Genomic DNA, 26144 nt, shown 5'->3' with positions numbered 1-26144 from the left:
AGCGTCCGGGAGTCGACATGCTCTACCGAATCGCCGCCGACGGGCTGGTACTGTTTCATCTGTCGTTCATTCTGTTCGTCGTGTTCGGCGGGCTACTGGTGCTCAAATGGCGCTGCCTGGTCTGGTGGCACCTGCCCGCCGCGCTGTGGGGTATGGCGGTGGAGTTCTTCCACCTGCCCTGCCCGCTCACCGACTGGGAAAACCGGCTGCGCCATGCCGCCGGGCAAAGCGGCTATGGCGCTGGTTTCATCGAACATTACGTCTGGCCGGTCATTTATCCGGCCGGTCTGACACCGGGCATACAACTGGGTTTGGGCAGCGTAGTGCTGCTGATCAACGGGCTGGTCTATCTTCGATTGTTTCGGCAGTGGCAAATACGTCGCATGCCCTGAGGCACCGGGTGTGAACTGCCGAGGGTGGCTCCTGCAATAGTGGCGTGCTCGATTGAGGATTGAACAACATGCTGTCGATTGAAGACCTGGCCTTGCTGGAGGCCATCCGCGAAACCGGCAGCCTGTCACGGGCCGCCGCCCACCTCGGCAAAGCGCCGTCCACGGTGTCCTATGCCGCCCGGCAACTGGAAGAGCGTTTCGATGCGCTGCTCTTCGACCGCCGTCGCTATCGCCTGCAACTCACCCCCGCCGGCGAGTTACTGGTGAACGAAGCGGCGCGGCTGATGCAGGATGTCTCGCGCCTGACGCAACGGGTTCAGCAAGTGGCCAACGGCTGGGAGAGTCGATTGTGGATCGTCACTGACGAACTGCTGGAATTCGAGACATTGATGCCGGTGATTCATGAGTTCGACGCGCTGGGTTCCGGTGTCCCGCTGCGCATCACCCAGGAAGTACTGCGAGGGGTCTGGGAAGCCCTGCGTGAAGGGCGCGCGGACCTGATCATCGGCGCCACCAACGAACCACCGGCGATCCCGTCCTTGCGCTGGATGCAGTTGGGTGAAATGGAGTGGGTGTTCGCGGTGTCGCCAAAGCATCCGCTGGCCAAGGCCAGGGAACCGGTTTCTCGCGCCGAGGTGGCCCGACACCGGGCGATTGTCGTGGCCGATTCATCCAGGTCTACCGAGGGCAGTACCTACGGCGTGTCCGGCGGACAACCCATGCTGGCGGTGCCGACCATGCGCGCGAAAATCCTCGCGCAGTGCGACGGATTGGGTGTGGGTTGGCTGCCGAGGCACCGGGTCGGCTCGCTGCTCAAGAGCGGTGCGCTGATTGAAAAGCAGATGGCCGACCCTCGTGAGCCCAACGTGCTGTACGCCGGTTGGCGCGGCGATCATGACGGTCGCGCTCTGGACTGGTGGCTGGAAAAGCTCAAGCAGTCGTACCTGGCCACCCAACTGGTTCAGGGCAGTGATCGCTTTGTCTGAGTGTCAGTTGGCAATCACACTCATGTTGCGCCCGCTGGTCTTGGCCACGTAGAGCGCCTTGTCGGCGGCACCGATCAAGTCCTCGGTCTGCGCTTGCAAGGCCGGATTGTAGCCACACACTCCGACGCTTACGGTCACCCGGCCTTCGGGGCTTTCACTGTGCTCGAGGTCGGCCGCCTCCACCGCGCGACGGATATTTTCCGCCACCAGAAACGCCCCCACGTAATCGGTGCCAGGCAGCACCACGGCAAACTCCTCGCCACCGAACCGGGCCGCCAGGTCCCCCGGGCGCTTGATATTGTCGATGATGATTGCACTGATACTGCGCAAGCACTCATCACCGGCCAGATGGCCATACTGATCGTTGAATGCCTTGAAATGATCGACATCGATCATCAGCAGCGCCAGGCCCGTCTCGTTGCGCCGCGCGCGCCCCATTTCCGAGTGGATGAACAAATCGAACTGGCGGCGGTTGGCCAGCCCTGTCAATGCGTCCTCCAGCGCCAGCAACTCAAGGTTGCGGTTGAGTTCAAGGAGCTTGTCCTGGGTGCCGAGCAGCTCGATCCGGGCACGATCCTGCTGTTTCATCAACTTGATCAGGCGATAACCGAGCACGCCGGAAAACCCCAGCAACAGCAAGACGACCCCCGCGCTGAGCAAGGACTGCCTGCGCCAGCCCGCCAGAACTTCTGCTTTGTCCAGCGCGGCAAAAACGATCAAGGGATAACCCTCGACCCGCCGATACCCGATGACTCGCTCGACATCGTCAATGATGGAACTGGTCGAAGCCGTCCCTGATCCGGCAGCGGGCAACAACCGGGTGAACAGTGCGCTTTTGGCCAGGCTGGTGCCGATATCCGCTTCATTGAAGGGACGCCGCACGATAATGCTGGCATCGTCCGCGATCAGGTTGATGACACCGTTATCGCCCATGTCGATGCTGTCGTAGAGCTGCAGGAAGTGGTTGAGATAGATCGTCGCCAGCGCCACGCCAGCAAAACGGCCATCCGGATAATTGACCCGGCGCGAGACCGTCATGATCCATTCGCCGCTGGAACGGCTCTTTATCGACGGTCCAATGTGCGGCCCACGGTCGGGATGGTCACGGTGGTAAATGAAATATTCACGGTCCGAGTTGTTGGCGCCCCCCACTTCGGCGCCGTTCGAATTGACGATCCAGCGCCCGTTTTCGTCATACACGAACAGGCCGTGGATCTGGCTCAGCTCACTGCGCTCGGCGCTGAGCAAGCGTTGCAGGCGATCCAGTTGCCCCGGCCCGACGCCCTCGTTTTCCAGGCGATCGACTAATGCAAACAGCAGCGTATCGGCCTGTTTGATTGACGACTGCGCTTGCGAGGCCAGGGTCTGCGCAAGGTTGGACATGGCCACTTCCTTGTCATGCAGATGGTACCGGCGCGAACTCCAGGCTTCCCAAATCACGATCACCGTCATCGACAGGCACACGGCAACCATCAGCGTTACGGCCGAGCGAATCTTGCGCCTCGCGACGCCGGAGCGGTTTGTTTCAATGTGCTCGTAAATGGAGGGATGCCCCATGCCTCGCTCCTTTAATGCGTGTGAAGACGCCGGCGTCTAACGCGATGCCTGCTTCACGGTCTCTATCCAGACCGGATCCAGCCGCGTCTGTTCGGTATCGATTCCCAACGCGTCCATCCGCGCCTTGTGCTGCTCCATTTCCCGGTGCAATTGCCCATGATCGCTGGAGTTGCCGTCCAGTTGATGCATCTGGCTCAAACCCAGATGATAGAAGCGCAGCAGCTTCATCGCTGTCGGATCGCCCGCCTCCACCGCCGTCGTGACATGGTGCATGACGTTGGTGATGCTCATCAGGCTGCGCTTGAGTTGCCAGCTGTAGACCGCTGGCGCCATCCATGGCCGGGTCCAGAACACCTGGCGCATCAGCGCCGCCATCACCAGCACTGCGGCAAACACGCCGCCAATGTTGAACCGAAGATTGTCCCCGCCAGGTTCACCAAACACCGCCACCGCCAACGTCGACAGCGCCATGGCCAGCGCCAGGAAAATCAAGGCAATCATCACCGTACTGCGCCGCGTTTGTTGACGATAGGCTTCGGCGTTCATCGGCTGGATTTCGAACATTGCGTCGGGTTTCCTTCAGTCGCAGCGAAAAAGATAGCGGGCATTATCGCCTCTGCGCGGGATTTAGCTATGCTGGAGCTCCTTTTCATCTTTTTATCGTCAAATGGGGACGTGGCGAGACCGTGCAATCAGTGCCATCTTCTTTCCTGGATACACACTATTCGGATGTCATTCGTTGTTTCTGTGGGAATGACATCGTTTTAAGGATCATTGAATGTCCCAACGACAAGTAATCAACGCCTCGGTCAGCCCTAAAGGCAGCCTGGAAACCCTCTCCCAACGGGAAGTCCAACAACTGAGCGAAGCCGGATCCGGCAGCACCTACGACATCTTCCGCCAATGCGCCCTGGCCATCCTCAACACCGGCGCCCACGTCGATAACGCCAAGACCATTCTCGAAGCCTACAAGGACTTCGAAATCCGCATCCACCAACAGGACCGCGGTGTACGCCTGGAATTGCTGAACGCCCCGGCCGACGCCTTCGTCGATGGCGAAATGATCGCCAGCACCCGGGAAATGCTGTTCAGCGCCCTGCGCGACATCGTCTACACCGAAAACGAACTCGACAGCCAACGCATCGACCTGAGCACCTCCCAGGGCATCAGCGACTACGTCTTCCACCTGCTGCGCAATGCCCGCACCTTGCGTCCCGGCGTCGAGCCGAAGATCGTGGTGTGCTGGGGCGGCCACTCGATCAACACCGAAGAATACAAATACACCAAGAAAGTCGGTCACGAACTGGGCCTGCGCAGCCTCGACATCTGTACCGGTTGCGGCCCCGGCGTGATGAAGGGACCGATGAAAGGCGCCACCATCGCCCACGCCAAGCAACGCATCCATGGCGGTCGTTACCTGGGCTTGACCGAGCCGGGCATCATTGCCGCCGAGGCGCCGAACCCGATCGTCAACGAACTGGTGATCCTGCCGGACATCGAAAAGCGCCTGGAAGCCTTCGTCCGCGTCGGCCACGGCATCATCATCTTCCCGGGCGGCGCCGGCACCGCCGAAGAGTTCCTGTACCTGCTCGGCATCCTGATGCACCCGGACAACAAGGGCCTGCCCTTCCCGGTCATCCTCACCGGCCCGAAACACGCCGCGCCGTACCTGGAGCAACTGGACGCCTTCGTCGGCGCCACCCTGGGCGAGACGGCCAAACAACACTACGAAATCATCATCGACGACCCTGCCGAAGTCGCACGGCAGATGACCCAGGGCCTCAAAGCGGTCAAGCAGTTCCGCCGCGAGCGCAATGACGCGTTCCACTTCAACTGGCTGCTGAAAATCGACGAAGGCTTCCAGCGCCCGTTCGACCCGACCCACGAAAACATGGCCAACCTGAAACTGAGCCGCGACCTGCCGCCACACGAACTCGCCGCCAACCTGCGCCGCGCGTTCTCCGGCATCGTTGCCGGCAACGTCAAGGACAAGGGCATCCGCCTGATCGAAGAAAACGGGCCTTACCAGATCCGGGGCGATGCGGCGGTGATGCAGCCATTGGATCTGTTGCTCAAGGCCTTCGTTGCCCAGCACCGGATGAAACTGCCCGGCGGCGCGGCGTATGTGCCGTGTTATCAAGTGGTTGCATAAGCCAGCTAATCCAGACTGTTGGATCGCGAGCCGAAGCCATTGCTTCGGCTCGTTGCTTCCAGGCACAGAAGAATCAGGCGCCACCGGATAACGCTGAGAGATCGAGACAACTCGCGATCGCGGTTAGACGGAGGCTTTGGATTAAATAGGAGGAATCGGCAAAGAACGGCCAAAAGCGGTCATTTGCAAACGCAACCAAATCGCCTGCAGCTCATCCCCACTTGGAACATCAAACTTGCCCAAACCCAATAAGTTTGAGTACGTGAAATATTAGCATTTACAATTTTATACTCCACAACCCAGTCATATTTCCTTCACGTCGCTTGATTAATACTGCGTATGTTCTTGCGCCAAGATTCTTACAAGCATTATGCTTTTGGGCTATTCAAATAGCGCTATCACCGCGCCCCTGCTGCTCGTGTAATACAACGAGTATCAATCTCAACTAAAGGCATAAGTAATGATTCACGAAGAGTTCTCCAACGAGTCTGAGGACGAGGGTTACAGTCAACTCGCGCGTGCAGCGGCAGCCTCCCGATGCACCTGGGTAAGTGTCATCGTTAATATTGTACTTTCGCTAACCCAGATTGCCGTTGGATTGCTATCTAAGTCCCAGGGACTTGTCGCGGATGGTATTCATTCCTTATCCGACCTGATCGCTGACTTTGTCGTGTTGTTCGCCAGCCATAAAAGCAAGCAGGATGCCGACGAAGGTCATCCCTATGGGCATCTGCGTTTTGAGACCGCTGCGTCCATGGTATTGGGACTGCTGCTGTTGATCGTGGGTGTCGGCATGATTGGTTCTGCGGTATTAAAGCTTGAAACCCCCGAATCCATTCCGACGGTGCATGCGACTGCGTTGTGGGTTGCCCTGGCAGCGTTGGTGGCCAAGGAGTTGTTGTTTCGCTTTATGCTGAGCGTCGCCAAAAAAGTTAAATCCAGCTTGTTGGTTGCCAATGCCTGGCACGCGCGCTCCGACGCCGCTTCCTCCTTGGTGGTTGGGATAGGCATTGCCGGAAACCTGGCGGGCTACCCGATTCTTGACCCCATTGCTGCGCTGGTTGTCGGTGGCATGATTGCCAAAATGGGCTGGACCTTCACCTGGGACTCATTGCACGACCTGATGGACCGTGCTGCGGATGAGCAAGAGATCGCAGCTATCCGCGATACGCTCCAACAAACATCAGGTATTAAAGGGGTACATGATCTACGTACTCGAAAAATGGGCGACATGATCATTGTGGACGCTCACATAGAAGTAGATGCCTCGATTACCGTTGAGCACGGTCATGCCATCGCCGTTGCAGCCCGGGAGAACGTCATGCGAAGGCACCGCGTTTTGAATCTGATGACGCACGTTGATCCCTGGCAGCGCCCGGACCTCGATCATTGATCACTGACAGCGCATCTTTGAATAGTGACGGCCTGGCGAGCACTCAAGTGTTTGTATTAAAGCCGTTACAACAAATCTCCCATTATTCACAGAGGCATCACATTTTTTTCACACCTTACAACTTTCCAACATACACAAACCAACTAATGACTGGGAACCGATCTCACTTGTTTTAATTGAGTGGATCTCGTGCCAAATACCCTGAATATTTAAAATAAGATGCCGATAGTACCCACTCAAACTACTGCTCCTTAAGGGGATTAACATGACATCGGCAATAAGTTCTTCGACCCATATCACCCTGCCACAAACCCCAGCCATCAAACACCAAAAGCCCCCGACGGTACAAATCGATAGCGACGGCGATCATGACGGGAGCAAACCGGGCGAAGTCGAGCAGACCAAAGCGACCTCAGGTTCGATCGGCACACGTATAAATACCACGGCGTAACAAGCCGTAGGCGCAGGCCCCACGGGATGGGGCCTGCGTCGCTTTTTACCGCCTCAATGCTGACAGGCTCACGCCCATTCCAGATCAGACCTCGCTTCGTGGCCCTGCGCTCCGCCTTCCCCTCTTGACTCGCCGTACCCCACGCCCCTCCAATTCATCCCGCTTAGCCCATTTGCGGAACAACGTTTCCCTGACCGCTTGTTTTTATCTCGCGTCAAAAGCCGACATGGTTGGGTTTCTTCGTTTAGGGTGCAGCCAGTCGTGCGGCCAGGGCTTTGGCCTGGCTGGCGACGTCCGTCACCGCGGTGCTTTCCCACCACATCCCGCGCAATGGGGGGCCCATGGCGAACAGACGGCTGGCAGGCAGGCCGTCGGCATCCAGCACCGCACCATCGGCCTGCGCAGCGATTCCCAGCGCCAGAGGCCCCGGCCGGATCAATCCCCGCGCGAGCAATTGCTGTGGCAACGGCCGAGCCACCCGTCGCCAGTCATATTCGATGCCGCTGGAGTTGATCAGCGCGGCGCCGCTGACGACCGTAGTGCCAGCCTCGCCCCGGCGGCGAATGTGGATGCTCACCTCACCGCCCCGGGAAGGCGCAAGCCCTTTGAACGACGCCGCCTGGATGCGCAACCGCCCTTCCCTGTGCAGGCGCGCCACCAGTTCGGCGCTCAAGGGTGGCGAGCGGTGGTGATGGCTTTCCCACCAGGGGCGCACGTGCCGCACGAATTGCCGGCGCTGTACATCGGTGGCCTGACTCCACAAGCGGCCGATATGCGCTCGCACCGTGTCCAGTGGCGCTTGCCAATCGATGCCCTGGGCGATCGCATCGCGGCAATGCCGACGCAGTTCGCGGACCAACTGTCGCGGCGTACGAATGCTGTGATCCTCGGCCAGAAAATCGACCCAGGCCGGTGGTTGTCGCCGCACATGGGGCAGCAGGCCGTGCCGGGAAAACACCTCGATCGGCCCCCGATGCCCCGCCTGTTCCAACGACACCACGGCATCGACCATGGTCAGGCCCGAGCCGATGATCAGGACCGTCGAATACGGATCGAGTTGTCCCATGGCCACCACATCCCAAGGATCGAGCGCCGCCGCATTCAAGCCGCTGGATTCAGTCTGCGGCGTGCGCGCAGCCGGGAACATTCCGGTGGCCAGCACCGCGAAAGCGCCCTGCAAGCGCTGGCCATCGCTCAAGGTCAACCGCACCGAATCCGCATCGGTTTGCAGATCCACCACCTCGGCCCGCACATGTTCCACCGTTGAACCGTTCAACGCGCCCACCGCCTGCGCCTCGGCCAGGCGCTGTTGCACGTACAGACCGAACAGGCCCCGAGGCGGGAACAGTTCGCTGATCGGCACATGTTGCTCGTCCGATTCCGGCCAGCCACCGGCGGCGATGTGTTCGGTCAGCCATTGGGTCAGGTCGTCGGCATTGTCCGGGTCGACACTCATGCGTGCTGCGTTGCCGTTGAGGGTATGGCCCAGCTCCACGGCACTGTAGGCCTCGCCGCGACCCAGCTCGGCGCGGGGTTCGATCACCAGCACCCGGCGCTTGCCCGGCAGCCGCAACAGTTGCGCCGCCAGCATCGCGCCGCTGAGGCCGCCGCCGATGATCAGGATGTCTGCGTGGCGGATGGCGTCGGTCGCCTGTCCGCTTGGGGTTTCGCTCATGCCGTTCTCGCTGATCAATGTTTGCCTAGATAGAAGTCGTGCAGATCGTCCCGCGTGCGCAGGCTTTCGGCGCTGCCGGACAACACCACCCGGCCGGTGTCGAGAACACAGGCCTGTGAGGCGTACTTGAGCGCGACATTAATATTTTGCTCGGCAATCAGGAAGCTCACCTGCGCCTCGCGATTGAGCTGGGCGACGATCTCGAAAATCTCCTGGACGATAATAGGCGCCAAACCCATGGACGGTTCATCGAGCAGTACCAAAGTAGGACGCGTCATCAGGGCCCGGCCGATGGCGACCATCTGCTGCTCGCCGCCGGACGTCAGCCCGGCCTGGGTCTTGCGCTTGGTTTTCAGGCGGGGAAACCAGGTGTAGATGCGCTCCAGATCCCGAGCCATGTCCTGGTGGCCGAGACCACGGACAAAGCCGCCGCTGCGCAGATTGTCCTCGACCGTCAACTGCGCGAACACATGGCGTCCCTCAAGCACATGCACCATGCCTTGGCGCACCCGCAGGCTCGGGTCGACGCCTGCGGTATCGCAGCCCAGAAACTCGATGCTGCCGCGGCTGACTTGCGCCCGCTCCGCGCGCACCAACCCGGAAATCGCCTTGAGCGTGGTGCTTTTGCCCGCGCCGTTGGCCCCGAGCAAGGCGACGATGCCGCCCTTGGGCACGGTCAGCGACACCCCGGCCACGGCCAGGATAGCGCCGTCGTAGATCACTTCGATGTCGTTGACCCGCAACAGGTCAGGGGCAGCGATGTCGCTGGTGGCCTGGTTCATGGCTTATTCATCTCCGGTGCAGGTGCGTGGCGTCAGGCCTTTTTCCTTGGCGAACGCGGCGGATTTTTCGTCGATCAACGGCCGCAGCAACGCGCGGTCGGCGGCGATCCAGTCGCTGATCAGCGTCCAGTTGGCGCCGTCCCACTGCTGGACCCGCGCCGAACCACCGCCCTCGTGATCCTTGCAGGACAGCTTGAGGTTTTGCATCAGGCCGAAGTAGCCCATGTCCTTGAGCCGCGCATCATCGATGTTCAAGTGTTCCAGGCCCCAGCGCCCTTCTTCGCCGTTGAGCGGACGCTTGCCGAACCTCGCCTGGGCGGTGCGAATCGCTTCCACCGCCACCGCCGCGTTCACCAGCCCGGAGTTGTAGTAGACGCTGCCGAAATTCTTCAGGTCCTTGAGGTCGCTCTTGCCCTTGTCGAGGATGTATTGCTTGAGGCGTTTATGAATTTCGAAATCCGTGCCGGCCGGGTATGGCGTCAGCGCCAGATATCCCTTGGCGGCAGCGCCGGCGGGCAGCACGTCTTCGCTGGAACTGGCCCAGATGTCGCCGACGATGTGGTCCACCGGGAAGCCGAAACGCGCGGCGGTCTTGACCGCGACGGGCGTCGACACCCCCCAGGTGCGCAGGAACACCCAGTCCGGGTTGAGTTGACGGATCTGCCGCCATTGCGCCGATTGCTCGTTGCCCGGATCGGCCACCGGAATCTGGATGTTTTCGAAGCCGTACTTCTCGGCCAGCAACTTCAACGGGCCAAGGGTTTCGCGACCGTAGGCCGAGTCGTGGTAGACCGTGGCGATCTTCTTGCCCTTGAGCTTGTCGAACCCGCCTTCACGCTGGGCGATGTAATTGATCAGGCTCGACGCCTCGCTGTAGAAGGTCAGCATCACCGGGAAGTTATAGGGGAACACCGTGCCGTCGGTGGCTTCGGTGCGGCCGTAGCCCAGGGTGATCAACGGGATCTTGTCGACTTCCGCCCGCTCGCTCAAGGCGTAGGCCGCCGGGGCGCCGTTTGGCTGATAGACCGCCACGGGCGCGCCATCCAGGCCTTTCTTGAAGCGCTCGTAGCACTCGATGCCCTTCTCTGCCGTCCACTCGGTTTCGCATTCCTGCCAGACCAGTTTCACCCCGTTGATGCCGCCTTCCACCTCGTTGATGTAGTTCAGGTAATCAATCATCCCGGCCCACACCTGCACGCCACTGGAGGCGTAGGCGCCGACCCGGTAAGTGGCCAGCGGGAAGAACTGCTGGTCCGGCGAGGCCATGGCCGGCGGTACAGCACTGCCGAAAACCGCCAGCGTCAGCGCGGCGCCGATCAGGGAACGTTTCAAGGATGCACGCATGTTGTCTCTCTAATTAAGGGGTGGGATTTAGAAGCGCAGCGGCCAATGGCTCAGCCGTTCACGAAGGTTGCTTAGCAGGCGGATCAGGCCTTCCGGTTCCTTGATCAGAAACAGGATGATCAGCACGCCGAAGATGATTTTTTGCAGGTTCTGCAGTTGCCCGGCGTCCACCGCGCCCCCGAGCAAGGCTTGCCCGGCGTGGCTGAGCAGGATCGGCAACAGGCTGATGAACGCCGCGCCGACGAAGTTGCCGGCAATGCTGCCCATGCCGCCGATAATGATGATGAACAGGATCTGGAACGACCGGTTGATATCGAAGCTGCTGGCACTGGCCGTGCCCAGGTAGGCGAAGGCCCACAACGCGCCGGCAATGCCGAGGTAGAACGAGCTGACGGCGAACGCCAGGTGTTTGTAGCGCGCCACGGGAATGCCGATCACGGCAGCGGCGGTGTCCATGTCGCGGATGGCCATCCAGTTGCGGCCGATCTGGCTTTTCACCAGGTTCAGCGCGACCCAGGTCAACAGCAGCACCGTGCTCAGGGTCAGCAGGTAGCGCCCCAGCGGTGTGTTCAGGTCATGGCCGAACAACGCCAGTCTCGGCGCGGTGATCGTTCCCGAGGAGCCGTAGTTGTAGAACCAGGGGAATTTGACGAACAGCCACTCCAGGAAAAACTGCGCCGCCAGCGTGCTGACCATCAGGTAGAAACCCTTGATTCGCGAACTCGGCAGGCCAAAGACGAAGCCCACCAAGGCACTGATCAAGCCGCCGCCGAGCAAGGCCACGGGCAGACCCACCTCAGGCAAACGCAGGAGAAACCCGTAAGTGGCAAAGGCACCGACCGCCATGAACCCGGCCGCGCCCACCGAAGTCTGCCCGGTGTAGCCGGTGAGCAGGTTCAAGCCGAGCCCGGCCAGGGACAGCACCAGAAACGGAATCAAAATGGCGTTCAGCCAATAATCATTGCCGGTCAGCGGCACGACGATAAACGCGATCAACAGCAGGCCTATCAGACCCAATGGCAGGCGCCGCTGGACCAGTACCGCCGGTGCGGTTTCGCGGGTAAGGGAAATTGACATGGGTTCAGACTCGCTCGATGGCGCGCTCGCCGAACAGGCCGGCGGGACGCAGGTAGAGGAAGGCCAGGGCCAGGAAGTAAGCGAACCACGGGGTGATGCCGCCGCCGATCAGCGGGCCGATGTAGACCTCGGCGAGGTTTTCCGCCGCACCGACAATCAGCCCACCGACAATCGCCCCGCCAATCGCGGTGAAGCCGCCGATGATCAACACCGGCAAGGCCTTGAGCACCACCAGCGACAGGGAAAACTGCACCCCTTGCCGCGCGCCCCAGAGCAACCCGGCCACCAGCCCGACGACCCCGGCCACCGCCCAGACGATCTGCCAGATACGGTTGAGGTTGATGCCGATCGACAACGCGGCGGTGGTGTCATCGGCCACCGCACGCAAGGAAACGCCGATACGGGTCTTGTTGAACAACAGCGCCAGCACCGTCACCAAGACAATGGCGGCAGCAGCGGCGATCAGGTCGAACTGGCTGACCATCATCCCGCCGATAAACAGCGGCACATCATCAATGCCCAGATCCAGCGCCCGCACCTGCGAGCCCATCAGGCCCTGCGCCAAACCTTCGATGATGAAGGACAGCCCCAGCGTGGCCATGAACAGGGTGATCTGCGAGCGATTGACCAGCGGCCGCAGCACCAGCCGTTCGATCAACAGCGCGCCGATGATCATCACCACCACCGTCAGCGCCAGCGCCAGGGCGAACGGCACACCTTGATCGTGCAGGCTGACGAAGGTCAGCGCGGCAAACAGCAGCATGGCGCCCTGGGCGAAATTGAACACACCGCTGGCCTTGTAGATCAGCACGAAGCCGATGGCGACCAGCGAATACATGGTCCCGGCGAGCAAGCCGCCGAGCAGGGTTTCGAAGAAAAACGTCATCCGTGCACCACTCCCAGATACGCCGCGATCACCTCGGGGTTGGCCTGCACTTCGGCGGGCGTGCCGTCGCCGACCTTGCGCCCGTAATCGAGCACCACCACATGGTCGGACAGACCCATCACCACGCTCATGTCGTGCTCGATCAACACCACAGTGGTGCCAAGCTCACGGTTGATATCGGCGATGAACCGGGCCATTTCCTGTTTTTCTTCGGCGTTCATCCCGGCCAGCGGTTCGTCGAGCAGCAACAGGGTTGGGCCGGCAATCAAGGCACGGCCCAACTCCACGCGTTTTTGCAGCCCGTAGGAAAGATTGCCCACCGGCACATCGCGCTGGGCCTGCAGTTCGAGGAACTCGAGAACGCCCTGTGCCTGCTGGCGCAACTGCTGCGCTTCACGGCGGGCTCGCGGCAGGCCCAATGCCTGCTCGATAAAGCTGCTGCGCAGATGCCGCGACAGGCCGGTGAGCAGGTTGTCGATCACGCTCATTTTCTTGAACAGCGCGTTGTTCTGAAACGTGCGGCCAATGCCCCGGCGGGCGGCGCTCAAAGGGTCGATGCGTTTGAACGGTTGCTGTTCGAACACGATCGAACCGGCATCGAAGCGATACACGCCATTGAGCACATTGAGCAATGAACTCTTGCCCGCACCGTTGGGGCCGATCAAGGCGCAGATCTCGCCACGGCGAACGTCGAACGAGAGCTCGTTGATCGCCTTGACGCCTTTGAAGGACAGGGAAATGCCGCTGACTTGCAGAATGGAATCGGTCGAGCTCATGCGATGTCCCGTTTGAATTCAGCGAGCCAGGTCGGCTCGGTTGGAGACTCGGCGCTGCGTGTGGCTTGCCAGATGAAGTGCAGGTTGTGAAAGCCCAGCAAACGGCGAACGCGGTGCTTGATCAGGCGTTGCGGACCGCTTTCCGGATGGGCAATGGCCCAGTCGCACAGACGTCGGCGCCAGGTGCCCAGCGGGGCCAGACGGCTGTCGATCTCAGCGGCCAGCACGTGCAAACGCCCGGCGGACAGCAGCAAGCCCGACGGCGCCACTTCGCGACGGTCGCGGCTGGCACTGCCGGGGCTCTCCGGGAAGGCCAGGGTGTGGCCACGGCTTAACCATTGCTCGAACAACACCGTCAGGCCGGCCTGCCACTCGGTGCCCTCTTCGCTCCACCATTGCGCGCCGAATACCCCCAGGCGAAGGCGTTGCGGGGTTTCCACCGGGCCAAGCAACTGGTCGAAGTCGAGCAGTGACTGGCCCTGGTTGAACCAGAGTTGCTGCGCCTGCCGGCCCGACACAAAGGCGTGAGTGGGACGCGCGCGCCACAGAACGTTATGCAGCGCCTGTGCATCGAGGTTGTCCGCAACGACCAGCACCTCACCGCCCACCTGTCGGGTGGCCAGGGCCAGCAGCAACAGGTTCGGTTCGAAGGCCCCGCTGACGGCCAGCCGCGAGTCCTCATCGATTCCTTGCCGACGCAGGCCATCGGCCAGACGTTCGACATCCCGCAAGACGTCGATCCAGCGCCAGATGAACCACTGTCCGTGCCGTTTGTGCCGCAAGGCCGGCTGCAGGGGGTTGACCTGCGCCCAATGGCGCAGATGCTCCAGGGCCTGGGGCACATTGACCCGCCACTCCGTGGTGTCCGCAATCGGCGGACGTTTGAGTTCGTGCACGCTCATGGGTTGACCTCTCTGTCATGGGCAAAAGCGTGCGGTGGTCCGCTGGGCTGAAGAATTAACGCAATCTCTAAAACAACACTGTCCTTGTGGCAGCTGGCTTGCCGGCGATGGCGTCCTGCCAGGTGACATCGATGTTGGCTGTGCCGGCCTCATCGCGAGCAAGCTCGCTCCCACAGGGGGCACTTGCTGAACCGGAAATCCGGGGCACAGCCAATTTCCTGTGGGAGCCGGCTTGCCGGCGATGGCGTCCTGCCAGGTGACATCGATGTTGGCTGTGCCGGCCTCATCGCGAGCAAGCTCGCTCCCACAGGGGGCACTGGCTGAACCGGAAATCCGGGGCACAGCCAATTTCCTGTGGGAGCCGGCTTGCCGGCGATGGCGTCCTGCCAGGTGACATCGATGTTGGCTGTGCCGGCCTCATCGCGAGCAAGCTCGCTCCCACAGGGGGCACTGACTGAACCGGAAATCCGGGGCACAGCCAATTTCCTGTGGGAGCCGGCTTGCCGGCGATGGCGTCCTGCCAGGTGACATCGATGTTGTCGGTGCCGGCTTCATCGCGAGCTCGCTCCCACACGGGGACAGGTGGCGTGCTCGGGCGCTAGGCAGACACGACTTTTTTCTCCTGCTGACGCAACGCCGCCAGATCGCGATAGCCACTGCCTGGATGGATCTCGGGCAATCGCGGCCCTTCACCAAACAGCTTCTCGCGCAAGGTGCCGGGGGCGTATTCGGTCTTGTAGACCCCGCGTTTCTGCAACTCGGGCACCAGCAATTCCACGGCATCGATGAAGGTTTCGTGGGTCAGCGCGTACGCCAGGTTGAACCCGTCCACGTCTGTCTCTTCAACCCATTCCTGCAACAGGTCGGCCACGGTTTCCGGGCTGCCGACGAACAACGGCCCAAAGCCGCCAATCCCGACCCAGTCGGCCAGTTCGTTGGGGGTCCAGACTTTGTTCGGGTCGGCACTGGAGAACGCCTCCACCGCAGATTGAATGGCGTTGGTGTGCACATGCTTGAGCGGTTCGTCGGGTTTGAACTGGCTGAAATCGATGCCGGTCCAACCGGAAATCAAGGCCATGGCGCCTTCGTAACTGACCCAGGTCTTGTACTCTTCGAACTTGGCCTTGGCCTTGGCGTCGGTCTCGCCGAGGATCACCGTTTGCAGGTTGAAGATGAGGATCTTCCTCGGATCGCGCCCCGCCTCCGCCGCACGCCGGCGGATATCGGCGACGGTTTTCTTCAGCAGCACTTTCGACGGTGCGGCGACGAACACGCACTCGGCATGTTCAGCGGCGAATTGTTTGCCGCGACTCGAAGCGCCGGCCTGATACAGCACCGGAGTCCTTTGCGGCGAGGGCTCGCAGAGATGAATACCCGGCACCTGGAAGTGTTTGCCGACGTGCCGGATTTCATGGATCTTGCTCGGATCGCTGAACACCCGCCGCGCACGATCGCGCAGGATGGCGCCCTCTTCCCAGCTGCCTTCCCACAGTTTGTAGCAAACCTCCAGGTATTCCTCGGCGTAGTCGTAACGGGCGTCGTGTTCGGTCTGGGATTTCTGCCCGAGGTTCTTCGCGCCGCTCTCCAGGTACGAAGTGACGATGTTCCAGCCCGCGCGCCCCTTGGTCAGGTGATCGAGGGTCGACAGGCGGCGGGCGAACGGATACGGATGCTCGAACGACAGCGACGCGGTCAGGCCAAAACCCAAATGTTCGGTCACCAGCGCCATCGGCGGGATCAGTTGCAACGGATCGTTGACCGGCACTTGCGCGGCCTGGCGGATCGCCGCATCACCATTGCCGTTGTACACGTCATAGATACCCAGTACGTCGGCGATGAACAAACCGTCGAACTTGCCGCGCTCGAGGATTTTCGCCAGGTCAGTCCAGTATTCCAGGTCCTTGTACTGCCATGAGCGGTCCCGTGGGTGTGCCCACAATCCCGGCGACTGGTGGCCGACGCAGTTCATGTCAAAGGCGTTGAGACGAATTTCACGGGCCATCAAACGGCTCCCTTTGCGGAGATTGGAGAACTTGGGGGATGAATGCCATTGAGGCGGAAGTTGCCGATGACCTGGAGCTTCCAGCGCAACGGGTCGTGCAGCGAACCGGGCAGCGCAGTGCGTTGACCGGTGAGTTCGAATTCGGCGTTGCTCGCGGTGCTCAGGGCTTCGGCGCTGGCCAGGTGCGCTTCGGCAATGGCGATGCGTGTTTCGGTGGCGTCTTCATGGCTGTTCACAAAGTCTTCGGCACGTTCGAGCAGTGCGGCAGCGACTTCGATGCGGATCTGTACGTCGCCGAAACGGCTGATCACGTAAGGATCTTCGCTGGCGTTGGTCAAGCCGCTGCCGGCCCAGGGGTGAGCCTGCGTGCGGACGAAACGCAGGGTGGCCTCGAGCAGGCTGCGGGCGTTGTGCAGGTCGTGCTGACTGTTGGACAAGGGTTGTTCGGTAGCAATCGGTTGGGTCAAGGCGTTCATGCTGAGCTCCTCAGTTCCAGGCGTGGCGCGCAGGTTTCACGCCGTTGAGCAGGTAGTTGCCGATCAGGTGGTATTTCCAGCGCGCCGGGTCGTGCAGGGTGTGGGTCCGGGCGTTGCGCCAGTGGCGATCGAGGTTGTATTTGCCGAGCACCGAGCGGGTTCCCGCCAGCTCGAACAGCTTGCTGCTGGCGAGCAAGGCGATCTCGGCGGACAACACTTTGGCCTGGGCCACCACCACCGAGGCGTGGGCCACGGTGTCTTCATTGGCGTCGAGCAGCGCGGCATCGATGGCCTGGCCGGCTTTTTTCAGGATTGCTTCCGTGCCATGCACGCGCCACTCGAGGTCGCCGATGGCAGCGATGCTGTACGGGTCCTGCCAGCCGTGATCCTGGCCGCTGTCGATCCAGGGTCGCGCCTCACGGGCGTAGCGCTTGGTTTCTTCCAGGGCGCCGACGGCGATGCCGGTGTCGACGGCGGCCTGGATGATTTGCGAGATCGGGCCGTCGGCGGTGGGTTCGTCGAAGGCTTTATGGGCCGGGATCACCGCGCTGAGCGGAACCTTCACCGCGTTCAGGGTCACTCCGCCGCTGGCGGTGGTGCGCTGGCCAAAACCGTCCCAGCTGTCGATCACGCTCAAGCCCGGGTTATCACGCTCGATGAAGGCGATGAACGCCTGGTTCTGCTCGTTGACCGCCACGGCCGGCACGATGTGCGCGAACAGCGCACCGGTGCAGTAGAACTTCTCGCCATCGATTTGCGCGCTGTCATCGTTGAAACGAATCCGGGTTTCGAAGGCGCCGGCGGTTTTGCTTTTGGATTCGGAGAAGGCATTGCCGAAACGGTAGCCCTTCAGCACTTTGCCGAAGTAGTAGCGCTTCTGCTCTTCGCTGGCGGTTTGCAGCAGAATGTCGAGCACGCCGAGGTGGTTTTGCGGGATCTGGCCGAGGGACGAATCGGCGGCGGAAATGATCTTGATCACTTCGGCCACGGTCACATAGGAGACGCCGGCACCACCGTAGGCTTTTGGCACGGTGATGCCCCAGAGGCCGCTGGCTGAGAACTCGTCGAGTTCGGCGACGGGCAGGCGTCGCTCGCGATCCCGTACGCTGGCCTCGACGACGAAACGCTCGGCGAGCTTGTGAGCGACGGCAATCGCCTCGGCGTCCGAGCGGATCACATGGGCGGTATGAAGGGGTTGGGCTGAGGCTGTCATGGGCCGATTCCAGGTTCTGGGTGAGTGCACCAGAGCTTTTGCAGGAGTCGTGCCTGAAATTTAATTAATTAATTTTCAATGAGTTAACCAATTAACCGAGAAAGCCTCACAACTTGAGAACAGCAAAATGTTTATCCAGTGTTGATGGGCAAACAGTTCAGATCACCACGTTGCGCACAAAACGTACCGCCACCGGCCCATCGTTGCGATAGGAATGTGGCTGGTTGCTGGCGAACATGAAGAACTCGCCGGCGCTGATACGGTGCGGCACATCACCGACCATCAGGGTCAGGCAGCCTTCGAAGACGTAGAACTGTTCGCTCCAGCCATCGGCATCCGGTTCCGACGGATAATGCTCACCCGGTTCGAGGCGCCATTCCCAGAGTTCGACTTCACGGGTGGCGTTGGCCTTGGCCAGCAATACCGCCTTGCTACCGGGGATCGTCCCTGCCCAGGCCAGCTCATTGATGCGGCTGTGATCGCGGGCGTCGGGGGCCTGGATCAGGTCGCTGAACGCCACGTCCAGTGCTTCGGCCACGCGATCGAGGGTGGTCAGGCTGACGTTCTTTTCGCCGGCTTCGATGGCCACCAGCATGCGGCGGCTGACACCGGACTTTTCAGCCAGGGCAGTCTGGCTCATGTCGGCGGCATGGCGCAGGCGTCGGATATTCTGGCTGACGTGCTGCAGGACCGAAGCCCGGGGCGTGGAATCTTTGTGCACTATATTGCTCACTTGGTGGTGTTGCGCAGTATACTGCCCAACTTCGGGCGCATTGTGCGTCCCCCTCAGGTAGTGCGCAAGATCATGACGTCGCCGAACGCTCCCCAAGCTTCCTCTCGTTTCCTGCGGCTCAGCAAGGCCGAGTGCGTGCTGGTGCTGATCACCATGGTCTGGGGCGGGACCTTTTTGCTGGTTCAGCATGCGATGACCGTCAGCGGGCCGATGTTTTTCGTCGGCCTGCGCTTTGCCGCCGCCGCAAGCATCGTGGCCCTCTTCTCCTGGCGCACCCTGCGCGACCTGACCTTTTTCGAATTCAAGGCCGGCGCCTTTATCGGCGTGGCGATCATGCTCGGTTACGGCCTCCAGACCGTCGGGTTGCAAAGTATTCCCAGCAGCCAGTCGGCGTTCATCACCGCGCTTTACGTGCCCTTCGTGCCCTTGCTGCAATGGCTGGTACTGGGGCGTCGTCCGGGGCTGATGCCGAGCATCGGCATCATGCTGGCTTTCACTGGCCTGATGCTGCTGTCGGGCCCGGCCGGGGCGTCTTTCCACTTCAGCCCCGGTGAAATCGCGACCTTGATCAGCGCCATTGCCATTGCGGCGGAAATCATTCTGATCAGCACCTATGCCGGCCAGGTCGATGTGAAGCGGGTGACCGTGGTGCAACTGGCCGTCACATCCCTGCTGTCGTTCTTGATGGTGGTCCCGACCCAGGAACGGATTCCGGATTTCTCCTGGCTGCTGCTGTGCAGTGCCCTGGGCCTGGGCATGGCGAGCGCCGCGATTCAAGTGGCAATGAACTGGGCGCAGAAGAGTGTTTCGCCCACCCGCGCCACGCTGATTTATGCCGGTGAGCCGGTGTGGGCCGGGATTGTCGGGCGGATTGCCGGGGAGCGCTTGCCGGCGATTGCGCTACTGGGGGCGGGGTTGATCGTCGCGGCGGTGATTGTCAGCGAGTTGAAGACCAAGGGTAAGGTGGCTACGCCTGAAGAAGCCCTGGAGCGCGAAACTCAAGGTTAAGCGATGAAATCGGTGGCGTTTGATAAATCGCCATCGCGAGCAAGCTCGCACCCCAGGGGCCAGTGCGTGCTCGCGATGGTGTCAGTCCGGTCAGACACCTTCTCTGAAACAACGAAAAACGGGCTTTTTCCGTCTACCTTGTAGGATTCTGCGACAGCTTGGCGTTTGGCGATCCGGGAGCTGGCACGTATGATGCTTCACAAACTTCCGCAGATTAGAAGCCTATGTCCCTGATAGTTCTACTGCTTCTGCCTTTCATAGGCAGCTGTCTGGCAGCGGTGCTGCCACACAACGCGCGTAATACCGAATCCCTGTTGGCTGGCCTGGTGGCCTTGATCGGCACCCTTCAGGTCGCGCTCCTTTACCCGCAAATCGCCCATGGCGGCGTGATCCGTGAAGAGTTCTTCTGGCTGCCCAGCCTGGGCCTGAACTTTGTCTTGCGCATGGACGGTTTCGCCTGGCTGTTCTCGATGCTGGTACTGGGCATCGGCACGCTGGTGTCCCTGTACGCCCGTTACTACATGTCGCCGGACGATCCGGTGCCCCGCTTCTTTGCGTTTTTCCTGGCGTTCATGGGCGCCATGCTCGGGCTGGTGATCTCCGGCAACCTGATTCAGATCGTGTTTTTCTGGGAGCTGACCAGCCTCTTTTCATTCCTGCTGATCGGCTACTGGCACCACCGGGCCGATGCCCGGCGCGGAGCCTATATGGCGCTGATGGTCACCGGCGCTGGCGGTCTGTGCCTGCTGGCGGGGGTCATGCTGCTCGGCCATGTGGTCGGCAGCTATGACCTGGACAAGGTCCTGGCCGCCGGCGATCTGATTCGCGCACATGCCCTCTACCCCATTCTGCTCCCCCTGATCCTGATCGGCGCGCTGAGCAAAAGCGCGCAATTCCCCTTCCACTTCTGGCTGCCCCACGCCATGGCGGCGCCGACACCGGTATCGGCCTATCTGCACTCGGCGACCATGGTCAAGGCCGGGGTGTTTCTGCTGGCACGGTTGTGGCCGTCGCTGTCCGGCAGCGAAGAATGGTTCTACATCGTCAGCGGGGCCGGGGCCTGCACCCTGTTGCTCGGCGCCTATTGCGCGATGTTCCAGAACGACCTCAAGGGCCTGCTGGCCTACTCGACCATCAGCCACCTGGGCCTGATCACGCTGCTGCTGGGCCTGAACAGTCCGCTGGCGGCCGTGGCAGCAGTGTTTCACATCCTCAACCATGCCACCTTCAAGGCCTCGCTGTTCATGGCCGCCGGGATCATCGACCACGAAAGCGGCACCCGCGACATTCGCCGGCTCAACGGCCTGTTCAAGCTGATTCCGTTCACCGCGACCCTGGCCATGGTCGCCAGTGCCTCCATGGCCGGCGTGCCATTGCTCAACGGCTTCCTCTCAAAAGAGATGTTCTTCGCCGAAACCGTGTTCATCAACGCCACAGCCTGGGTCGAGATGGCCCTGCCGATCGTCGCGACCATCGCCGGCACCTTCAGCGTCGCCTACTCTCTGCGCTTCACCGTGGACGTGTTCTTCGGCCCGACCGCCACCGACCTGCCCCACACCCCGCACGAACCGCCACGCTGGATGCGCGCGCCAGTCGAGTTGCTGGTGTTCACCTGCCTGGTGGTGGGCATTTTCCCTGCTCAGGTGGTGGGCCCGCTGCTCGCCGCTGCCGCGCTGCCGGTGGTGGGCGGCACCTTGCCGGAGTACAGCCTGGCGATCTGGCACGGCTGGAACGCGCCGATGATCATGAGCCTGATCGCCATGTCCGGCGGCATCGTGGTGTATCTGCTGCTGCGTAATCAGCTCAAGCGCGGGCGCTTCCGCTACCCGCCGCTGATTGGACGGTTCAACGGCAAGCGCCTGTTCGAACGCATCCTGGTGATCAAAATGCGCCTGGCCCGGCGCCTGGAACGACGGATCAGTACCAAACGCCTGCAGACCCAGCTGTTCCTGATGGTGCTCGCCGCCGTGCTGGCCGGCTTGATTCCGATGTTGCACAGCAGCCTGCACTGGGGCGACCGGCCGAAGATTCCCGGCTCGATCGTGTTCGTCATCCTGTGGCTGCTGGCGATTGCCTGCGCCCTTGGCGCCGCCTGGCAGGCCAAGTACCACCGTCTCGCCGCCCTGACCATGGTCAGCGTCTGCGGCCTGATGACCTGCGTGACCTTTGTCTGGTTCTCGGCGCCGGACCTGGCCCTGACGCAGCTGGTGGTCGAAGTGGTGACCACGGTGCTGATCCTGCTGGGCCTGCGCTGGCTGCCCCGACGGATCGAAGAAGTCTCGCCCTTGCCGAGCAGCCTGCGCAAAGCGCGCATCCGCCGTATCCGTGACTTGCTGCTGTCGACCGTGGTCGGCGGCGGCATGGCGTTGCTGGCCTACGCGATGCTGACCCGGCAGACACCGAACGACATTTCCTCGTTCTACCTCAGTCGCGCCCTGCCTGAAGGCGGTGGCAGTAACGTAGTCAACGTGATGCTGGTGGACTTCCGCGGCTTCGACACCCTGGGCGAAATCACCGTGCTGGTGGCCGTGGCCCTGACCGTGTTCGCCTTGTTGCGACGTTTCCGCCCACCGAAAGAAAGCCTGCAACTGCCAGCGCAACAACGCCTGCTGGCGCCCGACGTGGTTACTGATCTGGTCAACCCGCGCCACGCCAGCGACACCGCCCTGGGCTTCATGATGGTGCCGGCGGTGCTGGTGCGCCTGCTGCTGCCGATTGCCGTGGTGGTGTCCTTTTACCTGTTCATGCGCGGGCACAACCAGCCGGGTGGCGGTTTCGTCGCGGGCCTGGTGATGTCGGTGGCGTTCATCCTGCAATACATGGTCGCCGGCACCCAGTGGGTCGAGGCGCAAATGAGTCTGCGACCGCTGCGCTGGATGAGCACCGGCCTGCTGTTCGCCACCGTCACGGGCCTGGGTGCCATGGCGGTCGGGTATCCATTCCTCACCACTCACACCTGGCATCTGGACCTGCCGGTGCTGGGCGACATTCATGTGGCCAGCGCGCTGTTCTTTGACATTGGCGTGTACGCCGTGGTGGTGGGCTCGACCCTGCTGATCCTCACCGCCCTCGCCCACCAATCGGTTCGGGGTCACAAAACGGCTGCGCAGCCAAAACCCGTCGCCATGAAGGAGACCGTCTGATGGAAGAAGTCATTGCCATCGCCATCGGCGTACTGGCCGCGTCCGGCGTCTGGCTGATCCTGCGGCCACGGACGTTCCAGGTGGTCATGGGCCTGTGCCTGCTGTCCTATGGCGTCAACCTGTTCATCTTCAGCATGGGCAGCCTGTTCATCGGCAAGGAGCCGATCATCAAGGACGGCGTGCCGCAGGACCTGCTGCATTACACCGACCCGTTGCCGCAGGCGCTGGTCCTCACGGCGATCGTGATCAGCTTCGCCATGACCGCGCTGTTCCTGGTGGTTTTGCTGGCCTCCCGGGGCCTGACCGGCACCGACCATGTGGATGGCCGGGAGCCTAAAGAATGAATGCAATGACGCACCTGATCGCGGCCCCGATTCTGCTGCCGCTGCTGACCGCCGCCATCATGCTGATGCTTGGCGAGAAACATCGACCGCTTAAGGCCAAGATCAATTTGTTCTCCAGCCTGATGGGCCTGGGCATTTCCGTACTGCTGCTGCAATGGACACAAACCACCGGCGTGCCCGGCTCCATAGGCGTCTACCTGCCGGGCAACTGGCAGACGCCGTTCGGCCTGGTGCTGGTGGTCGATCGCCTGTCCGCGTTGATGCTGGTACTGACCGGCATCATCGGCGTCAGCGCGTTGCTGTTCGCCATGGCGCGCTGGGACAGTGCCGGTTCGAGTTTCCATGCGCTGTTCCAGATTCAGTTGATGGGCCTGTATGGCGCCTTCCTGACGGCGGACCTGTTCAACCTGTTCGTGTTCTTTGAAGTGCTGCTGGCCGCTTCCTATGGCCTGATGCTGCACGGTTCGGGTCGCGCGCGGGTGTCGGCGGGGCTGCACTACATCTCGATCAACCTGCTGGCCTCGACCCTGTTCCTGATTGGCGCGGCGCTGATCTACGGCGTCACCGGCACCTTGAACATGGCCAACCTGGCGTTGAAGATTCCGCTGGTGCCGCAGGCCGATCGCGGCCTGCTGCATGCCGGTGCAGGCATTCTCGCGGTGGCGTTCCTGGCCAAGGCCGGGATGTGGCCGCTGAACTTCTGGCTGGTGCCGGCCTATTCCTCGGCGAGCGCGCCAGTGGCAGCGATGTTCGCGATCATGACCAAGGTCGGCATCTACACCCTGCTGCGCCTGTGGACCCTGCTGTTCTCCGGGCAGGCCGGGGCGTCGGCGTACTTCGGCGGCGACTGGCTGATCTACGGCGGCATGGCGACCATCGTCTGCGCGGCCATAGCGATCCTCGCCGCGCAACGGTTGGAGCGCATGGCCAGCCTGAGCATTCTGGTGTCGGCGGGCATTCTGTTGTCGGCCATCGGTTTCGCCCAACCCAACCTGATCGGCGCGGCGCTGTTCTATCTGGTCAGCTCGACCCTCGCACTGAGCGCGCTGTTCCTGCTGGCAGAATTGATCGAACGTTCGCGCTCGGCGGTCGAGATCCCGCTGGAAGATGAAAACGAGATGCTGCCGCGACCACTGCAAGCTTCGGTGCCGGTCAAGGACAACCTCGACGACGATCTCAAAGCCGTGGTCGGCCAGGTGATTCCCTGGACCATGGCCTTCCTCGGCTTGAGCTTCATTGCCTGCGCGCTGTTGATCATCGGCATGCCGCCACTTTCCGGCTTCATCGGCAAGCTCAGCCTGCTCAGCGCCCTGCTCAACCCGCTGGGCCTGGGCAGCGCCGGTGACGAGCCGGTGTCGAACGCGGCGTGGGGGTTGCTGGCATTGCTGATCCTCTCCGGGTTGGCCTCGCTGGTGGCTTTTTCGCGCCTGGGCATCCAGCGTTTCTGGACGCCGCAAGAACGACCGTCGCCGGTCCTGCGGCGGCTGGAGTGCGTGCCGATTTTCGCGCTGTTGGGTCTGAGCATCCTGTTGACCTTCAAGGCCGAACCGCTGTTGCGCTACACCCAGGCGGCCGCCGATACCTTGAACAACCCGCAGCAGTATGTGATGGCCGTGCTCGGCACCCGGGCAGTGCCCAGCCCGGAATCCAAGGCCGCGCTGCTGGAGGTGCAACCATGAAGCGCCTGTTTCCTGCACCGTGGTTGTCGCTGGCGCTGTGGCTGTTGTGGCTGGTGCTGAACCTGTCGATGAGCCCCGGCAATTTGTTGCTGGGTGCAATGCTGGGGTTCTGCGCACCGTTGATGATGCGCAAGTTGCGCCCGCTGCCGATCCGCATCCGCCGGCCGGGGGTGATCCTGCGCCTGTTCCTGATGGTTGGACGCGATGTGGTGGTGTCCAACCTCGCCGTGGCCTGGAGCGTGCTCAACGCCGGGCGCCGGCCACCGCGCTCGCGGTTCATCAAGGTACCGCTGGACCTGCGCGACGCCAACGGCCTGGCGACGCTGTCGATGATCTGCACCGTGGTGCCCGGCACGGTCTGGTCGGAACTGGCGCTGGACCGCAGCATTCTGCTGTTGCATGTCTTCGATCTGGAAGACGAAGCACTGTTCATTGAGCACTTCAAGGCGACCTACGAGCGCCCGTTGATGGAGATATTCGAATGAGCGCCCTGCTATCGAATGCAATTATGCTGAGCCTGTTGCTGTTTTCCGTGGCGATGATTCTGACCCTCATCCGCCTGTTCAAGGGCCCGTCGGCCCAGGACCGGGTACTGGCACTGGACTACCTGTACATCATCGCGATGCTGATGATGCTGGCACTGGGCATTCGCTATGCCAGCGACACTTACTTCGAGGCAGCGCTGCTGATTGCGCTGTTTGGCTTCGTCGGCTCGTTTGCCCTGGCGAAATTCCTGCTGCGTGGCGAGGTGATCGAATGAGCGCGCAACTGTCTGTGTGGGTGGAAATCCCGGTGGTCATCCTGCTGGTGCTCAGCAGTCTGTTTGCATTGGTCGGCGCCATCGGCCTGGTGCGAATGAAGGATTACTTCCAGCGCATGCACCCGCCGGCGCTGGCCTCGACCCTGGGCGCGTGGTGCGTGGCACTGGCCTCGATCATCTACTTTTCGGCACTCAAGTCCGCGCCGGTGCTGCACGCCTGGCTGATTCCGATTCTGCTGGCGATTACCGTGCCGGTGACCACCTTGCTGCTGGCCAGGGCGGCGCTGTTTCGCAAGCGCATGGCGGGGGATGATGTGCCGGCGGAGGTGTCCAGCCGGCGCAGCGAAAGCGGTCGCTAGTTCAGCGTTTTTGTATTGGCCGGGCTGACGCTGTCACGAGCCTGCTCGCGATGG

24 protein-coding genes are annotated in these 26144 nt (G+C 61.7%); 11 read left to right on the top strand and 13 right to left on the bottom strand.

Translation table 11 applies throughout. The features are described 5' to 3' along the window. Positions 1-17: 17 nt before the first annotated feature. The gene (locus tag ACX3YD_RS12635) at positions 18-392 is read left to right on the top strand and encodes a DUF2784 domain-containing protein (protein WP_458960117.1); all 375 of its coding nucleotides are present in this window, start codon (positions 18-20) and stop codon (positions 390-392) included. Positions 393-460: 68 nt separating this feature from the next. Beyond that, positions 461-1378, top strand: a complete 918-nt coding sequence (locus ACX3YD_RS12630) for a LysR family transcriptional regulator (protein ID WP_103404750.1) — start codon at positions 461-463, stop codon at positions 1376-1378. A gap of 3 nt (positions 1379-1381) precedes the next feature. On the opposite strand, the gene ACX3YD_RS12625 is transcribed toward ACX3YD_RS12630, so the two are convergent. Together ACX3YD_RS12625 and ACX3YD_RS12620 are read right to left on the bottom strand one after the other, a co-directional pair. Further along, entirely contained in the window at positions 1382-2935 is a 1554-nt protein-coding gene (locus ACX3YD_RS12625) for a GGDEF domain-containing protein (protein ID WP_458960116.1), read from the bottom strand. 36 nt (positions 2936-2971) lie between these two features. Further along, on the bottom strand, positions 2972-3499 hold the full coding sequence (locus tag ACX3YD_RS12620) for a DUF3087 domain-containing protein (RefSeq protein ID WP_458960115.1): 528 nt from the start codon (positions 3497-3499) through the stop codon (positions 2972-2974). A 214-nt stretch (positions 3500-3713) separates the two neighbouring features. On the opposite strand from ACX3YD_RS12620, the gene ppnN reads away from it, so the two are divergent. Together ppnN and ACX3YD_RS12610 are read left to right on the top strand one after the other, a co-directional pair. After that, a complete protein-coding gene (ppnN, locus tag ACX3YD_RS12615) occupies positions 3714-5087 on the top strand; it encodes a nucleotide 5'-monophosphate nucleosidase PpnN (protein ID WP_047529980.1) in 1374 nt (457 codons plus the stop codon). 460 nt (positions 5088-5547) lie between these two features. Beyond that, positions 5548-6480, top strand: coding sequence for a cation diffusion facilitator family transporter (locus ACX3YD_RS12610; RefSeq protein ID WP_103404747.1), 933 nt, complete (start codon positions 5548-5550; stop codon positions 6478-6480). Between the two features lie 695 nt (positions 6481-7175). Here the strand turns inward: ACX3YD_RS12610 and ACX3YD_RS12605 are convergent. From ACX3YD_RS12605 to ACX3YD_RS12555, 11 genes are all read right to left on the bottom strand, one after another. After that, positions 7176-8606: an FAD/NAD(P)-binding protein gene (locus ACX3YD_RS12605; protein ID WP_458960114.1), complete on the bottom strand. Its 1431-nt coding sequence runs from the start codon at positions 8604-8606 to the stop codon at positions 7176-7178. A 14-nt stretch (positions 8607-8620) separates the two neighbouring features. Then, a complete protein-coding gene (locus ACX3YD_RS12600; RefSeq protein ID WP_458960113.1) occupies positions 8621-9388 on the bottom strand; it encodes an ABC transporter ATP-binding protein in 768 nt (255 codons plus the stop codon). A 3-nt stretch (positions 9389-9391) separates the two neighbouring features. After that, positions 9392-10732, bottom strand: coding sequence for an ABC transporter substrate-binding protein (locus ACX3YD_RS12595; protein ID WP_458960112.1), 1341 nt, complete (start codon positions 10730-10732; stop codon positions 9392-9394). Positions 10733-10759: 27 nt separating this feature from the next. Further along, positions 10760-11809 (bottom strand): branched-chain amino acid ABC transporter permease, encoded by a 1050-nt coding sequence (locus tag ACX3YD_RS12590; RefSeq protein WP_458960111.1) that lies wholly within the window; start codon positions 11807-11809, stop codon positions 10760-10762. A gap of 4 nt (positions 11810-11813) precedes the next feature. After that, positions 11814-12695 carry a branched-chain amino acid ABC transporter permease gene (locus ACX3YD_RS12585; protein WP_458960110.1) on the bottom strand — a complete coding sequence of 294 codons (882 nt, stop codon included), beginning with the start codon at positions 12693-12695 and terminating at the stop codon, positions 11814-11816. Beyond that, entirely contained in the window at positions 12692-13471 is a 780-nt protein-coding gene (locus ACX3YD_RS12580) for an ABC transporter ATP-binding protein (protein ID WP_103404741.1), read from the bottom strand. Before ACX3YD_RS12580 ends, ACX3YD_RS12585 begins: the two co-directional genes overlap by 4 nt. Beyond that, positions 13468-14373, bottom strand: coding sequence for an AMP-binding protein (locus ACX3YD_RS12575; RefSeq protein ID WP_458960109.1), 906 nt, complete (start codon positions 14371-14373; stop codon positions 13468-13470). The genes ACX3YD_RS12580 and ACX3YD_RS12575 overlap by 4 nt, the downstream gene beginning before the upstream one ends. A gap of 598 nt (positions 14374-14971) precedes the next feature. Then, positions 14972-16375, bottom strand: a complete 1404-nt coding sequence (locus ACX3YD_RS12570; RefSeq protein ID WP_458960108.1) for an LLM class flavin-dependent oxidoreductase — start codon at positions 16373-16375, stop codon at positions 14972-14974. Then, positions 16375-16851: an acyl-CoA dehydrogenase gene (locus ACX3YD_RS12565; protein WP_458960107.1), complete on the bottom strand. Its 477-nt coding sequence runs from the start codon at positions 16849-16851 to the stop codon at positions 16375-16377. The genes ACX3YD_RS12570 and ACX3YD_RS12565 overlap by 1 nt, the downstream gene beginning before the upstream one ends. A 10-nt stretch (positions 16852-16861) precedes the next feature. Beyond that, complete coding sequence (locus tag ACX3YD_RS12560; protein WP_458960106.1) at positions 16862-18064, bottom strand: SfnB family sulfur acquisition oxidoreductase; 1203 nt, start codon at positions 18062-18064, stop codon at positions 16862-16864. A gap of 157 nt (positions 18065-18221) precedes the next feature. Beyond that, positions 18222-18785 carry a helix-turn-helix domain-containing protein gene (locus ACX3YD_RS12555; RefSeq protein ID WP_047530003.1) on the bottom strand — a complete coding sequence of 188 codons (564 nt, stop codon included), beginning with the start codon at positions 18783-18785 and terminating at the stop codon, positions 18222-18224. On the opposite strand from ACX3YD_RS12555, the gene ACX3YD_RS12550 reads away from it, so the two are divergent. From ACX3YD_RS12550 to ACX3YD_RS12520, 7 genes are all read left to right on the top strand, one after another. Beyond that, a complete protein-coding gene (locus ACX3YD_RS12550; RefSeq protein WP_130205398.1) occupies positions 18780-19805 on the top strand; it encodes a DMT family transporter in 1026 nt (341 codons plus the stop codon). The genes ACX3YD_RS12555 and ACX3YD_RS12550 overlap by 6 nt on opposite strands. A 224-nt stretch (positions 19806-20029) precedes the next feature. Further along, entirely contained in the window at positions 20030-22948 is a 2919-nt protein-coding gene (locus ACX3YD_RS12545; RefSeq protein WP_458960105.1) for a monovalent cation/H+ antiporter subunit A, read from the top strand. Next, on the top strand, positions 22948-23292 hold the full coding sequence (locus ACX3YD_RS12540) for a Na+/H+ antiporter subunit C (protein ID WP_007986256.1): 345 nt from the start codon (positions 22948-22950) through the stop codon (positions 23290-23292). The genes ACX3YD_RS12545 and ACX3YD_RS12540 overlap by 1 nt, the downstream gene beginning before the upstream one ends. After that, positions 23289-24971, top strand: a complete 1683-nt coding sequence (locus ACX3YD_RS12535) for a monovalent cation/H+ antiporter subunit D (protein ID WP_458960104.1) — start codon at positions 23289-23291, stop codon at positions 24969-24971. The genes ACX3YD_RS12540 and ACX3YD_RS12535 overlap by 4 nt, the downstream gene beginning before the upstream one ends. Beyond that, entirely contained in the window at positions 24968-25456 is a 489-nt protein-coding gene (locus ACX3YD_RS12530; protein WP_047530014.1) for a Na+/H+ antiporter subunit E, read from the top strand. Before ACX3YD_RS12535 ends, ACX3YD_RS12530 begins: the two co-directional genes overlap by 4 nt. Further along, positions 25453-25731, top strand: a complete 279-nt coding sequence (locus ACX3YD_RS12525) for a K+/H+ antiporter subunit F (RefSeq protein WP_047530017.1) — start codon at positions 25453-25455, stop codon at positions 25729-25731. The genes ACX3YD_RS12530 and ACX3YD_RS12525 overlap by 4 nt, the downstream gene beginning before the upstream one ends. Then, positions 25728-26090 (top strand): Na+/H+ antiporter subunit G, encoded by a 363-nt coding sequence (locus ACX3YD_RS12520; RefSeq protein WP_103404733.1) that lies wholly within the window; start codon positions 25728-25730, stop codon positions 26088-26090. Before ACX3YD_RS12525 ends, ACX3YD_RS12520 begins: the two co-directional genes overlap by 4 nt. The last annotated feature ends 54 nt before the right edge of the window (positions 26091-26144 follow it).

This window comes from Pseudomonas fluorescens group sp. PF-1 (assembly GCF_054481335.1).
Note: the sequence above shows the minus strand (reverse complement) of the source record. Positions and strands in the feature narration are given on the sequence as shown.